This window comes from Methylocella sp. (assembly GCF_041905455.1).
Taxonomy (GTDB): Bacteria; Pseudomonadota; Alphaproteobacteria; order Rhizobiales; family Beijerinckiaceae; genus Methylocapsa.
The window spans coordinates 161,743-174,393 of sequence record NZ_JAYRLA010000009.1; the positions used below are offsets into that span (position 1 = coordinate 161,743).

The 12,651-nt window shown below is 66.4% G+C and carries 14 protein-coding genes; 9 read left to right on the plus strand and 5 right to left on the minus strand.

Going from position 1 to position 12,651, the window contains the following annotated elements; translation table 11 throughout:
* The first annotated feature begins 200 nt into the window (after nt 1–200).
* The 8 genes from ACE3OG_RS09900 to ACE3OG_RS09935 all read left to right on the plus strand — a co-directional run bounded on the left by ACE3OG_RS09900 (nt 201) and on the right by ACE3OG_RS09935 (nt 8,991).
* On the plus strand, nt 201–1,391 hold the full coding sequence (locus ACE3OG_RS09900; RefSeq protein ID WP_374308103.1) for a glycosyltransferase: 1,191 nt from the start codon (nt 201–203) through the stop codon (nt 1,389–1,391).
* The gene (locus ACE3OG_RS09905; protein WP_374308105.1) at nt 1,388–1,978 is read left to right on the plus strand and encodes a putative colanic acid biosynthesis acetyltransferase; all 591 of its coding nucleotides are present in this window, start codon (nt 1,388–1,390) and stop codon (nt 1,976–1,978) included. Before ACE3OG_RS09900 ends, ACE3OG_RS09905 begins: the two co-directional genes overlap by 4 nt.
* Before the next feature lie 85 nt (nt 1,979–2,063).
* Nucleotides 2,064–3,044, plus strand: coding sequence for an aldo/keto reductase (locus ACE3OG_RS09910; protein ID WP_374308107.1), 981 nt, complete (start codon nt 2,064–2,066; stop codon nt 3,042–3,044).
* A 688-nt stretch (nt 3,045–3,732) separates the two neighbouring features.
* A complete protein-coding gene (locus tag ACE3OG_RS09915; protein WP_374308108.1) occupies nt 3,733–4,995 on the plus strand; it encodes a tyrosine-type recombinase/integrase in 1,263 nt (420 codons plus the stop codon).
* Nucleotides 4,996–5,239: 244 nt separating this feature from the next.
* Nucleotides 5,240–5,548: a hypothetical protein gene (locus tag ACE3OG_RS09920; RefSeq protein WP_374308110.1), complete on the plus strand. Its 309-nt coding sequence runs from the start codon at nt 5,240–5,242 to the stop codon at nt 5,546–5,548.
* Between the two features lie 10 nt (nt 5,549–5,558).
* Nucleotides 5,559–6,398 carry a hypothetical protein gene (locus ACE3OG_RS09925; protein WP_374308112.1) on the plus strand — a complete coding sequence of 280 codons (840 nt, stop codon included), beginning with the start codon at nt 5,559–5,561 and terminating at the stop codon, nt 6,396–6,398.
* A 222-nt stretch (nt 6,399–6,620) separates the two neighbouring features.
* Nucleotides 6,621–7,013, plus strand: coding sequence for a hypothetical protein (locus ACE3OG_RS09930; RefSeq protein ID WP_374308113.1), 393 nt, complete (start codon nt 6,621–6,623; stop codon nt 7,011–7,013).
* A gap of 70 nt (nt 7,014–7,083) precedes the next feature.
* On the plus strand, nt 7,084–8,991 hold the full coding sequence (locus ACE3OG_RS09935) for a phage tail tape measure protein (protein WP_374308115.1): 1,908 nt from the start codon (nt 7,084–7,086) through the stop codon (nt 8,989–8,991).
* On the opposite strand, the gene ACE3OG_RS09940 is transcribed toward ACE3OG_RS09935, so the two are convergent.
* The 5 genes from ACE3OG_RS09940 to ACE3OG_RS09960 form a co-directional block, all read right to left on the minus strand.
* Nucleotides 8,992–9,537 carry a HigA family addiction module antitoxin gene (locus ACE3OG_RS09940; protein ID WP_374308117.1) on the minus strand — a complete coding sequence of 182 codons (546 nt, stop codon included), beginning with the start codon at nt 9,535–9,537 and terminating at the stop codon, nt 8,992–8,994.
* A gap of 9 nt (nt 9,538–9,546) precedes the next feature.
* A complete protein-coding gene (locus ACE3OG_RS09945; RefSeq protein ID WP_374308119.1) occupies nt 9,547–9,819 on the minus strand; it encodes a type II toxin-antitoxin system RelE/ParE family toxin in 273 nt (90 codons plus the stop codon).
* 121 nt (nt 9,820–9,940) lie between these two features.
* On the minus strand, nt 9,941–10,126 hold the full coding sequence (locus ACE3OG_RS09950) for a hypothetical protein (protein ID WP_374308121.1): 186 nt from the start codon (nt 10,124–10,126) through the stop codon (nt 9,941–9,943).
* Between the two features lie 178 nt (nt 10,127–10,304).
* Entirely contained in the window at nt 10,305–10,523 is a 219-nt protein-coding gene (locus ACE3OG_RS09955; protein ID WP_374308123.1) for a type II toxin-antitoxin system HicB family antitoxin, read from the minus strand.
* Between the two features lie 522 nt (nt 10,524–11,045).
* A complete protein-coding gene (locus ACE3OG_RS09960) occupies nt 11,046–11,546 on the minus strand; it encodes a hypothetical protein (RefSeq protein ID WP_374308125.1) in 501 nt (166 codons plus the stop codon).
* A gap of 80 nt (nt 11,547–11,626) precedes the next feature.
* On the opposite strand from ACE3OG_RS09960, the gene ACE3OG_RS09965 reads away from it, so the two are divergent.
* Complete coding sequence (locus tag ACE3OG_RS09965) at nt 11,627–12,265, plus strand: hypothetical protein (RefSeq protein WP_374308126.1); 639 nt, start codon at nt 11,627–11,629, stop codon at nt 12,263–12,265.
* The last annotated feature ends 386 nt before the right edge of the window (nt 12,266–12,651 follow it).

Genomic DNA, 12,651 nt, shown 5'->3' on the forward strand with positions numbered 1-12,651 from the left:
GCGGCGTCGAGCGCGACCGGAGCCGCAATATTGCTCATCCTCATGACGCCATTTTAAAATATATGCGCATAAGCGCGCCAATGCGCGCCGCGCTGCGTATAATCGCACGCCATTGCTTCAAGATGTGATTAGCTATAAAAATCTGGCCCAAGCAGCCGCCTGACGCACGCGCGCGCTCGACGAGGAAATCACGGCTACGCATGATCATTCTTCACATCATACCGACCGTGAACCCGGAATATGGCGGTCCCGTCGAGGGGATCTTCACCTCCGCGCCCGCCTTTCGCGAACAGGGCTGCGAGCGCGAGATCGTGACCCTCGACTTGCCGACCGACCCTTGGGTGGCCGCGGCGCCGGTTCCCGTGCATGCGATGGGCAATCCGGACCCAGCCTATCACGCCTGGAAGACGCGCATTCCGCTCATGCGGTACGGCTACAGCCCGAGGCTCGTTCCCTGGATCAAGGAGAACGCGCCGCGCTATGACGCCGTCGTCGTCAACGGCCTGTGGAATTTCGCGTCCTTCGCCGCGCGCAAGGCGCTCGCCGGCTCCGGCGTGCGCTATTTCGTCTACGCCCATGGGATGCTCGACCCCTATTTCAACCGGGTCGACCCGCTGAAGGGCGCCTTCAAGCAGCTTCTCTGGTGGGGAAGCGAGGGGCGGCTCATCAATAACGCCACGTCGGTGATGTTCACGACCGAAGAGGAGAAGGAGCTCGCCCGGACCTCGTTCTGGCCGTTCCGCGCGCGCTCGCTCGTCGTCCCTTACGGCATCGTCGACGTCGAGGGCGATCCGGCCGCGCAAACCGCGGCGTTCCGCGCGCTCGCGCCGGAGGTCGCCGACAAGCGTTTCCTTCTGTTCCTGAGCCGCATCCATCCCAAGAAGGGGGTCGACCTCCTTATCGACGCTTTCGCCGCCGCCGCCGGCGACCCGGACCTCAACCTGGTCGTCGCCGGCCCTGACTCCGTCGGATCCATCGCCAAGCTCAAGAAGAAGGCGGCCGCCCTCGGCGTCGCCGACCGGGTGTTCTGGCCCGGCATGCTCAAGGGCGACGTCAAATGGGGCGCCTTCCGCTCCTGCGAAGGCTTCATATTGCCGTCGCATCAGGAGAATTTCGGCATCGTCGTCGCCGAGGCGCTCGCCTGCGGCAAGCCCGTGCTCACCACCAACAAGGTCAACACCTGGCGTGAGGTCGAGTCCGGCCGCGCCGGCTTCGTGGAGAACGACGACGTCGGCGGCGTCACGCGGCTCATCGAACGCTTCATCGCCCTCACGCCTGCGCAGAAGGCCGAGATGGGGACGCGGGCGCGGGCGATCTATCTTGAGAAGTTCGACATGGGATCGATGACCCCCGAACTCATCGAAATTTTCAGGGCCCCGCAAGCCGCATGAAGATCCTCGACGCGAAATCAGCCAGATCGCACGAGGGCGGTCCGACCTATTCGCTCGGCAACCGCGCCTTTCGCGCGACCTGGATCGTCGTCTGGAAGACCTGCGCCTCCTGGACGCCGCCCGCCATGCACAAATGGCGGCGCTTCCTGCTGCGCCTGTTCGGCGCGCAGATCGGGCCGGGCGCCGCGATCTACGGCAACGTCAAGGTCTGGTATCCGCCCCATCTCGTGGTCGGCCGCCAGGCGATCATCGGACCCGGCGCCACCATTTACAACGTCGAGACGATTACGCTGGAGGATTTCGCCATCGTTTCGCAGGGCGCCAATCTCTGCTCCGCGAGCCACGACGTCGAGGATATATATTTCCAGACCTTCGCCAGACCGATCACCGTCGGCCGGCGCGCTTGGGTCGCGGCGGAAGCCTTCGTCGGTCCCGGCGTCTCGCTGGGCGAGGGCGCGATTCTCGGCGCGCGGGGCTGCGCTTTCCGCGATCTTCCGCCCTGGACCATCCATGGCGGCAATCCGGCGCGGCTGCTCAAGCATCGCAGCCTGCGTTTCGACGACGACCTGCCGCGCGCGGCGGAATAGTTCTTCCGCGGCGCGGCGGAGGCGGAACGGATTTCTCCCTTTCGCCTTGATAGTCCGACCTTCATTTCGTTTGAAGGTGACGGCGATGAGAACTGTGCAGTGCCGCCCGCTCGGCCGACGCGTTTCCGCGCTCGGCTTCGGCTGCGCCAAACTCGGCTCGAAGCTCTCCGAAGCTCACGCCAGACGGATGCTCGAGGCGGCGTTCGAGCGCGGCGTGGTCTGGTACGATATCGGCCCCAGGGACGGCGATGGCGAGGCGGCGGCGATCCTCGGCCGTTTCGCCGCCGCGCGCCGATCCGAAATCGTGATCGCCGCCCGAATCGGCCGGCCCTGGCCGAAGCCGACTCCCTTCCGCCGGCTCGCCTCGGCGCTCAAGCGCGGCGTCTTCAGCGTCATTCCCGAGCTGCAGGGCGCGACCGCCCGCTTTGCGGCGCGAGGCGAGCCATTGCGGCCCGAAGGGATCGAATCCGGCGCGGCCGAAACCCTGCGGCGCCTGCGGACGGACTATGTCGATGTGCTCCTGCTCGAAAATCCTGCACCGCAGGAATGCGCCGATCCCGCGCTTCTCGAAGCGCTCGCACGGGTCGTCTCGAGCGGGGCCGTGAAGAGTCTCGGCGTCGTCGGCGCGCCGGAGGCCATCGAGGCGGCGCGGGCGAGCGGGTTGTTCAGCGTGCTGCAGGTCCGCAGCGATCCGTTCCAGCCGGCGCTCGCGCGCGTGCGCGCGGCGCTCCCTGCGCGGGAGGACGAGTTCCTCGTCCTGACCGGGCCGTTGGGCGCCGCCTGCGAGCGGCTTTCCCGGCTGCTTGTGGGGGATGGTGGTCGACTCGCTTCGCTCGCCTCGCAGCTGGCCTACGGCCCGTTCTTCATGCCGGAGGAGATTCTTCTCGATTACGCGTTCGGCGACAATCCGGCAGGCGTCGTCGTCGCCGTGACGTCGCAGCTCGCCCATCTCGACCGGAATTGCGCCCGGGCGGCGCGCGCTCCGCGCGCCGACACGGTCGAATTCGTCGACAAGACGGTGCTTACGTCGCAGGCCGCGCTGGCCATGGCCCCGCGGCGCGGCTGAAGCTCGAGCGCGCCTGCTCTGCGTCGCCCGAGGCGTGCTGATGGAGCACGCCCGACGTCCGCTCGTCAATGAAAAGGCTCCAGCTCGCGATGGCCCCGACGCCAAAGGGCGCGATCGCCTCTTGAGCGTGGAGGTAAGGATCGCCTTCAGCTTGGCGCAGGCGACTCAATGAACGTCCGCCGAGGATCGCCTGACGCGACATTGATGACATTTGGCGAAGCGGGCATCGTCGCTTCGTTGAAGCGCAGGACGACCGCCCTGATGGCTCCAAGGCCGCTGACGGATGCCTATATAATTTGATGATTTATCTTAGAGTTTGATGGTGGGCGCACAAGGGCTCGAACCTTGGACCCGCTGATTAAGAGCTTGAAAAATGGCGTTTTCGCCTGTTGACATGGGCTCATACTGATTTTGATACACGTGATTTATCAATAATTTCGAGTGCTACTCAGTCAGACGGGCATAGGTTCATTTGGGCCTCTTCTGTTGACATTCTGTTGACACGGCGCGAGCGATTTCTGTCAGAGAGCAGCCCGCCGCCGACGCTGCGCGACGCAGCATATTTAGACAGTAGGGGCCGAAAGCCGTCCAAGCCGTCCAGGCCGTCTAAAATCTTTACAGGACAATCGGTTATGGGTTTTCCGCCCTCGTCCATGGTCGTCCATGAGCCGTCCAGATCGGGCTCCGCGTGCCGAAGCTGACGAAGCGCCTCATCGACGCGCAGGCGACGCCGGAGAAAGCCCTGCTTCTCTGGGACAGCGAGCTGCGCGGCTTCGCGCTGCGGATCCAGCCGTCTGGGGTCAAGACCTATTTCGTGAACTATCGGACCGCCGCCGGGCGCATGCGCCGGCTTTCGCTTGGCCGCCACGGCGCGTTGACCGTCGACGAGGCCCGCGCCAGGGCGCGCAAGATCTTGGTCGACGTCGCCGCCGGCGCCGATCCCGTCGCCGAGAAAGAGACGCGTCGCGCGGCGCCGACGCTTTCGGAGTTCCTCGACCGGCATGTGACGGAGCATGTCGAGGCGCATAACGCGCCGCGCACGCAGGTCGAGGCGAAGGACGTCTTCGATCGGCTGGTGCGGCCGCGCCTCGGCGCGCTGAAGCTCGAAAGCGTGACGCGCCAGGACGTCGCCAGGCTGCACTTCGAGCTGCGCAGCACGCCGACGCAGGCGAACCGCATGCTGTCCTTCCTGTCGAAGGCCTTCGCCAACGCCGAGCTCTGGGGCCTGCGGCCGGAGGGCGCGAATCCCTGTCGCAAGATCAAGCGCTATCCCGAGCATGCGCGCGAGCGCTTCCTGAGCGCGCAGGAGCTGGCGCGGCTCGGCGCGGCGCTCGAGGAAGCGGAGACGGACGGCCTGCCATGGGAGCTCGATCCGGAGAAGCCGGCGAGCAAACACACGGCGAAGGAGGAGAACCGTCGCACTTTTCTCGCCCCCGAGGCCCTCGCCGTGATTCGCGTGCTGCTGTTCACGGGCGCGCGCCGCGGCGAGATCGTCTCGCTCGCCTGGGAGCATGTGAAGTTCGACATCGGCGTCGTCGATCTGCCGGAGAAAAAGGGCGGAACGCGCAAGGCGCATCCGGTCAGCGTCGCGGCGCTCGAGCTTCTCGCGGCGCAGCCGCGAGTCGACGGTTCGCCGTGGGTGTTTCCGCGGCGCGCCGATCCGGCCCGGCACATATCCGCGGAGGTCGTCGAAACGGCGTGGCAGCGCGTCCGCAGCCGCGCGGGCCTGAACGACGTGCATCTTCACGATCTGCGCCACACCGTCGGCACCTATGCGGCCCAGTCCGGCGCCAACGCTTTCGCGATCCGCGACCTTCTGCGTCATAAAACCATGGCGATGACCGGCCGCTACGCCAATTTTGACGCCAGCCCCGTGCGGGCGGTCTCGGACGTGATCGGCGAGCGGATCGCCGCGGGCCTCGCGGGCGGGGCGAAAAAGCCCAAGGACTGAGGCGGTGGTCGAGCGCGGCGCGGCGGCGTTTGTCGGCGGCGATGTTTCTCATCGCCCTGCGCCTCGAGCCGCTGCGTTGCGCTTGGCCGAGTCGACCGAAGCTGCTTCGTCGGCGGTTCATAACTTTCAGCCCTTGTCAAGGAGAGCTCCCGCGCCGGTTTTGGCGCGTGAGCTCTCGTGGATAGTCGCGTCGAGCTCCTTCACTCTCAATCGGTGTGTTCGCACTTTTTGGGAGGCTCATGACGTGACTTCGATTTCTACGGGCTCCGCCGCGCTGGCGGAACGAAAGCGGCTGGAGGCGATCCTGACGGGGCCGGCGGCGCGGGGCCGCACGACGTTCGCGCACTATCTCGCGTTCCAGACGAATCTCGAGGCGGGGGAGGCGCTCGCCCTGCTCGCGGTCACGCCGAAGGAGGCGGCCGCGCCCGCGTCGCGGAGTCGCTCCAACGCGGCGGTCGGCCAGATGTCGCAATCGGAGCGCGCGAAACAGCTTGAGGCTGCGGTCGAGGACTGCAACCGGCGATGGAATCCGGCCTCCGGGCGGTTCAATTAAGGAGCGCGCAATGGCCTGGATCAAGAAAGCGACCGCCTCCTCGCCCGAGCGCGAGGCGCTGCGCGCAGCGCAGGGCGAGCTCGTCGCTGCGGAGAAGGGGCGCGAGGACGCCCGGCAGGCGCGCCAGCGCGGCGAGGCGCGCGAAGCGCTGCTCGTCGCCGAACTTGCTGCGTCGGTCGCCAAAGACGAAGACGCGACGCGCGCGCTCGCCGCGTCGTTTGGCGCGGAGGAACAGGCTGCGCCGTCGGCGTCGCCGGCCAGCGCGACGCCGGCGCTGCAGGTCGACCTCGAGCGCACGCGCGCCGCCGTGGCGATCCTGCGCGGCGACGAGGAGGCGGCGGAGGCGCGCCTGGCGCAGGCCGGAGACGCGCTCGTCGAAGCCGTCGACGCCGTCGAGGCGGCGGTCATGGAGGAGCGCTTCGCCGAGGCTCGCCAGAAGGCCGCCGAGCTCAGGGAGTTGTGCGAACCACTTTCGGTTTACTGGGCTGACCGCGAGCGAAGATTCGGTCCGCTGCGCGCCTTCCTGGAGGAGCATCGACTTCTGCTGCATCGCGACCATCCGGTGTTCGTCTCCAGCAGCGCCGTCGAGCGCGTCTGGCGCAAGGCGCTCGAAACGGACTACGCCGCGCAGCCCGATCCGGCGGCGGGCCGCGCCCTGCAGAAGGCCGAGGAGGCGGAGCAGGTGCGCCGCGAGGAGGAGCGCGCCCGGCGGATCGCCGAAGATCGTCGCGAGGTGGAGGAGGCGCGCGCCGCGCTGCAGAAGGAAAACGCCGCCGAACGCGAAGCCGCGGAGAGCCGCAATCGAACGTCGTTCGTCGAGCTCTCGGTCCCCTGGACCCGGCGCATCTAATGACAAGACTCCATCTTCGCGCCGGTCACATGGTGCCGGCGCGAGGCGGGGCGGGCGGTCTATGCGACCGCCTGCGGCGCGGAGGGGGGAGGCCTCCCACCTTTTCGCGCCAGGCGTGGCGGCGAAGCTCCGACGCCGCCACGCCGAACCTCATCTGGGCGGACGGCCATCCGCCGCCGCGCCCCATCGCTTCCCGCAACCTGTAGAATGAAGGAACAGCCCATGAAATCGACTGTGGTCGACCTCGACGCGCCCTTGCCCTGGTTCGACAAGCGCCTCGACCGCCTCCTCCTCAAGGAGCCCTCCGGTGCGCTCTATCTCGACCTCGGCGAGCCGCGCTTCTTCGTGCGCGCCGCCGACGGCTCGGTCTACGCCGTCGAGCGCGAAGACGTCGTCGCCAAATATCTCGACCGCCTCGTCACCCTGCCTGGCGGCGCGCCGATCGACGACGGCGTCTCCTCGCTGATGCGGCTCCTTCCGCTGACGGACGTCATGCGGCTGAAGCAGGCGCTGCTCGATTTTTTTACCGACGCGTCGTCGGCGACGTCGCGCGAAAAGCCCGACTCCTCGTCTTCGGCGCCCGCGTCCTCGCCGCCGACGTCGCCTATGGCCTGAGTTTTTCCGAACTCGACGCGCTGTTCGCCGAAGCGCTCGCGCATGCCGAAGAAATCGCAAGGAGCTGAGCATGGCCCAGATGGAAGCCCGCCTGAAGATTACCGCCGCCGATCAGACGAGCGCATCTTTCCGGGCGATCGAGGAGAAAATTCAGAAGCTCAGCTCCATCACGAAGCATGTCGGCAGCGAAATGATGCGCGTCGAGAACACCGCGAATTATGTCGCCAAATACCGGATCGAAAACCGTCTCGCTGCGCTGCCGCGTTCCGCCGTCGCCCAGGCGGCGTCCGTTCGCAGGGCGCGGGAGGCCGGCGCGGGCATCGGCGGCGGAACGATGCTCGCCGCCGGCGCTGCGCTGGGCGGCATGCTGCCGGCGGCGCTTGGCGTCGGCGGGGCGGGCCTCCTCGCCAAGCGCGCGCTCGACGCCTACGCCAGCCTCGAGGCCAAGACGATGAGCCTCGGCGTCACCGCCGAGGCCACGGGCGCGCAGGTCAGGGCGGCGATGGAGAACTTCCGCGAGCTCGGCCCGCAGTTCGGCGCCACCGCGGACGACGTCTCCGGCGCGGCCGAGAAATTCGTCGCCGCCGGTCTTTCGTTCAAGGATGCCGTCGCCGCGACGCCGGCGGCCCTCAAGGCCGCCAAGGCTTCGGGCGCCGAGCTCGACGACATCGCCGAAGCCGGCGTCGCCTCGATGCAGAACCTCGGCATAGCCGCCGACAAGCTCGACCGCGCCTATGACGTCATGGCGAAAGGCGGCAAGCTCGGCTCGTTCGAACTGAAGAACATGGCCCGCGAGCTTCCCGGCCTCGCCTCGCGCGCCTCGGCGCTGAAGCTCTACGGCGAACAGGGCCTGACGCAGATCGTCGCCATGGCCGAAACCGCGCGCCGCACGGCGCCGTCGGGCGCGGAAGCCGCCAACAACCTGGTCAATTTCTTCGACAAGATCCTTTCTCCTGACACCGCCAAGCACTTCAAGGATCAGGGCGTCGACCTCCAGCGCGTGCTCGAGGAGAACGCGAAGCGTGGCGTCGATTACGTCACGACGACGCTGCGCCTCGTCGAGAAGATGACCAACGGCGACGATTTCAAGATTTCGAAGCTGTTCCCCGACAAGGAGGCGCGCAACGCCGTCAAGGCGCTGCTGGCGTTCAAGGGCGAATATCTTGGCGCCGTCGCGGAGATGAATCGCTCGGCGATCGGAACCAACGTCGAGGATTTGAGCCGCCGGCTCGGGATCACGAAGGAGAAGATCGCCCAGGTCGCGTCGGCCTGGGACGTGCTGCTCGGCCGCCTCGGCGAGAAGCTCGCGCCGGCGGCCAACATCGTGCTCGACAAGACGCTCGCCGGCCTCAACGCCGCCAACGGCTTCCTCGCCCCGACGCCTCCCGCGCCGCCGCCGAGCCCGCGCGAGGTCGAGGGCCTGCGCGCCGCGGCGGCCGATTTCGACACGCGCCGCGCCGGGCTCGCCAATGCGCCGGGCCCGCTTGGACCAGGCTCGCTTGGGACGGGCGGCGGAATCGCCGCGGCGATGGCGGCCGGCGCCGCCGTCGCGGCCGCGGGCCTCGCCGCGCGCAGCGGCCCCGCGGCGAAGAAGAGGATCGACGAGCTCGAGCAGGCGGCGACGGCCTCGCGCTCGCTCATGGGCCTTGCGCCCGGAACGGGTCCGATGCTCGGCGGCCTGCCGCTGCCGCCGTCGATGCGTCAGGACGTCGTCGGCGCGCCCGGCGTCGTCGCGGGCGGCGCCTTCACGCTCGACCGCCGCGCCAGCGCGTACGACGCCGCGACCGGCCTGCCGAAGATCCTCGCGCCGCGGTCGGAGCCGGTGAGGCTCGAGGGCGCGGCGGACATCGGAATCACGGTGCGCATCGAAGCGCCCGAGCTCATGCGCGCCTACGAGCAAAGCCGAACGGTTCACGCTCGCGGCGCGCTCAGCGCCGACACCGGCGTCTCCATGACGGAGGCCGCCCCGCGGCGCTGATCAGGCGACTTCGACGCCCTTTGCGGCTGCGCCGCCTGGTCTGGCGGCTTTTCTTCGGCCGGCCGCCTTCGCCGCCGCGGCCTTCGCCGTCTCGGGCGCAGGCGCAGACTTCCGGCCTTTCGCCGCGGCCGGGCCCGCCGTCGTGGAACCAGCCTTCGCCGCCGCAGGGCTCGCCTTCGGCCGCGCCGCGGTCGGCCCCGCTTTCGCCCTTGCGGCCATGGCGATCGCCGTCGGGGAGTTGCGGGGTTTCAGCGTTCTGATCGACGCGACGTCGACCTTGCGCCGGGCGTCCCACAGATCGCAGGCGGTCTGCATCCTCAGCCATAGGTCGGGGCCGTTGCCGAAGAATTTGCCGAGCCGAACCGCGACCTCCGCGGAGACCGGCTTCTTCTCGTTCATGATGTCGTAAAGGTGCTGCCGGGAGACGCCGAGCTCGAGCGCCGCGTCGCTCTTTGAAAAGCCGTTCTCCTCAATGATCCCGCGCAGGAGCGTCCCCGGATGGGACGGGCGCCGGTCCATGCTTCGCCTGGCTGCGTATTCGGCCATCGTCGCCTCCTAGTGATACTGCTCGAAATCGACCCGCCAAGCGTCGCCGTCTTCGAATTCGAAGGTCACGCACCACGGGCCGTTGACATGCATGGTGTAACGCTGCGGGACGCCGTGCAGCGCGTGAAAGTCGAAGCCGGGCAGGTTGAGATCTTCGGGCCGGGACGCGGCGGCGAGCGCGTCGAGGCGGACGAGAACCCGCTTCTGCATTCTGACGTCGATCCGGCTTCGTTTGCCGGCCCAGAGGTCGGCGAGCGCCTTGTTGCGGAACGATCTGATCATGCTGGAATGTAAGCGATCCGCTTACGTGCGTCAACTGTCGGCTTACATGTCTTGCGGCGGCCCGGCTTGCTCGGGAGCCTCGCGCCCGGAGCCGAATGGACTGCGCGCGAGGAAGCGCTGATCAGCGCCGCTCCTCCTGCGTCGCTTCGTCGTCGCGCGTCTGGACGTTTTCCGGATGGCAGCGCGTCGTCGGCGGAACGCCGCAGCTGCTCTTCAGCTCGGCCCAGCTTGCGCATTTGCCGTCTGGTCTGCGATAGCCGGGGCCGCCCTTATCGCCGCAGGTCGCTGAGGCGGGGAGGGCGGTCAAGGCGGCGCTCGCCGCGACAACCGCGGCCGTCGCGAATCGCCTCTGTCGCACGTCGAGCATACGCAATCATGAGCTGCGTCCGACGATGGGTTCAAGCCCTGCGGGTTTTGGCGCGCAGCGAGGCGACCAGATGCGCTCGGCGTTTGCGAGCGGACAGGCGCGCGAAGCGTTCGACGGCTCACGGTTCGGCGTTCTTCGGTCTGTTCGGCTCTTTGCCGGTCGTGCCGCAGTACTCGAGATAATCGTCGACAGCTTCGCGAAACGCCACTTCGAGATCCTCAAGCTTCTCAGCATGGAAGCCTATGATGTCCGTAATGCCGTCAAGGCGGCCAACCCATGCCTGATCGTCGGTCTCAAACTTCACGTTTGACGAATAGCCCTTGTAATTAAGCAGCATCGCTCCACCTATAAGCTATTCATTTTTCACAAGAAGCAAGCGTTGGCACGGGATTTTAGAGGTCATCAATTTGCAGCCAATAACATGACGTTTGGGGGCTCTGGACGACGTCCGGCTTTTCGGCATGTTTCGAGATAATCGTCGATGGTTTTTCGAAATGCTTGTGCAAGCTCATGTGGGTGGTCGACGTAAAATATCAATTCTTCGGAAATGTCGCCTACTCGTCCCACAATTCGGCTGCACGGCTCGCTCAGATCGACGGCCGAGACATAACCCAAATAAGTTATATATTTGAAGCACTTCTGCTTCTCAGTCCATGCGTCTTGATTCCAGCCAAGCTTATTCAAGATGTCTTTCCCAAGATTATTCTGAGATCTATATATGGTTGAGAGGCCCCATTCTGCCAAAATGCTTCCGGAATTACGGTCTTCCCGCTGCCCAATGGTCCGCCGATCAGCCGCCCGAACGCGTCTGAGCGGTGAAATTTGGAGCCGGTCGGCGATGCGGTGTAGTTGACGGTGGTCACCCACTATCACCTTCGCACGAAGAACCTGCGATGGTCACATATGGCTTGGAGATCACCTGCGGCGTCTCGCCCATGATGTTGACGACGACGCTGAACTTCTCGCCGGCGGCGACGGGGACTTGTGATTTCTCGCCGACGCCGCCGGCGCGCGCCAGCAGCTTCGCCGCCTCGACGCGGCCGGACAGCGGCTCCTGCGAGCCGCGGTGGATGCAGCGCACCAGCTCGGGGATCGACGTCTCGAACGCCATGGCGCTCTTTATGCGCGCCCGCTCGCCGGAGTTCTGCGCGCTCCGCCACTCGGCGCGGGCGTTTGATAGCAGGCGGCGAAAATTGCCGGTCGACAGCAATTGCTCCAGTTCGCGCCGCGTCATGTCGAACTGCTTGAGCACTTCGTCGAGCGTCAACAGATCGGCGGCCAGCGCGTTGGCCAGCTCGATGTTGCGGCGCTCATGCGCGTGGGCGCGATGCAGGTCGGGCGTCGGAGCGTGTGAGTTCATTTGTGTAGTGGCCCAAATGTAAGCAAAATATAAGCAGACTATTTATTCTGCTGCTCGCAATTATATTGTATTGCTCATGTATGTTGCAAGCAATTCCCTCTGCGGGAATTTTTCAGGCCGCCAACAACGCCACGCTTGACGCGGCGTCGCGGGCGGAGGAGCGCTGGCGCGCGCAGGCCGCCGCGCGGCAGGCGACCGACGAACTGAACGGTCTCGCCGGCTATATCCGCAACCAGTTCGAGATCATGCGGTCGCATCGCAACACGTCGAACGCCGGCTGGTCCGACCGGTTGCTCGCGGCGATGCGCGCGTTCAACGGCCAGTACGCCGGTCAGCAGCTCGCCGAAATTCGCAAGTTCGGCGGCAGCGAGGTCTACGCGCGCATCACCGCCGTCAAATGCCGCGGTGCCAGCTCGCTGCTGCGCGACGTCTATCTCGGCGCCGACCGTTCATGGGGCTTGCAGCCGAATTCCGATCCCGACATCCCCGACAATATCCGCGCGGCGATCGGCCAACTCCTCCAGGTTGAAGTGCAGGGCCAGATGCAGGCCGGGCAGCCGGTCGACGTGACGCAGGTGGGCGCGCCGCGGTGTTGCGCCCTGTCGCCGATCTTACGCAACTGTCGCCGCATTGGCGCGACCTCAATCACGATCCACAATTCAACGCATGGCTCAACTTGCCAGATGAATATTCTGGTGCTACAAGACGAGAGTTGTTGAATTCCGCATACGCCCAGCTCGACGCTCGGCGGGTTGCGGCCTTCTTCAACGGCTTCGTCTCCACACAGGGGGCGGCAGCGAACCCCGCAGGCGGCCAGACAGCTCAGACCCGCGCCCCGGCCAGAAACGCCTCGAACGGACATGTTCCGAATGGAGGTAATCCGCCCGGCGCCCGACAGTCGAAGCTCTCGTTGGAAAGCCTAGCGGCGCCGGGCCGAGCACGGACGACGGCAGGGAGCGACTCTCCCGTCGAGAAGCCGATTTAGAGCGCCTAACAAAACCGTCTCAAGGCCCTGAAGCAAATGATAGCGGCGGCGAGGACGATAAAGGCGCGGTAGAGGTCGGCGTGTCGCTCATAGCGGACGACGAGGCGACGGAACTGATTG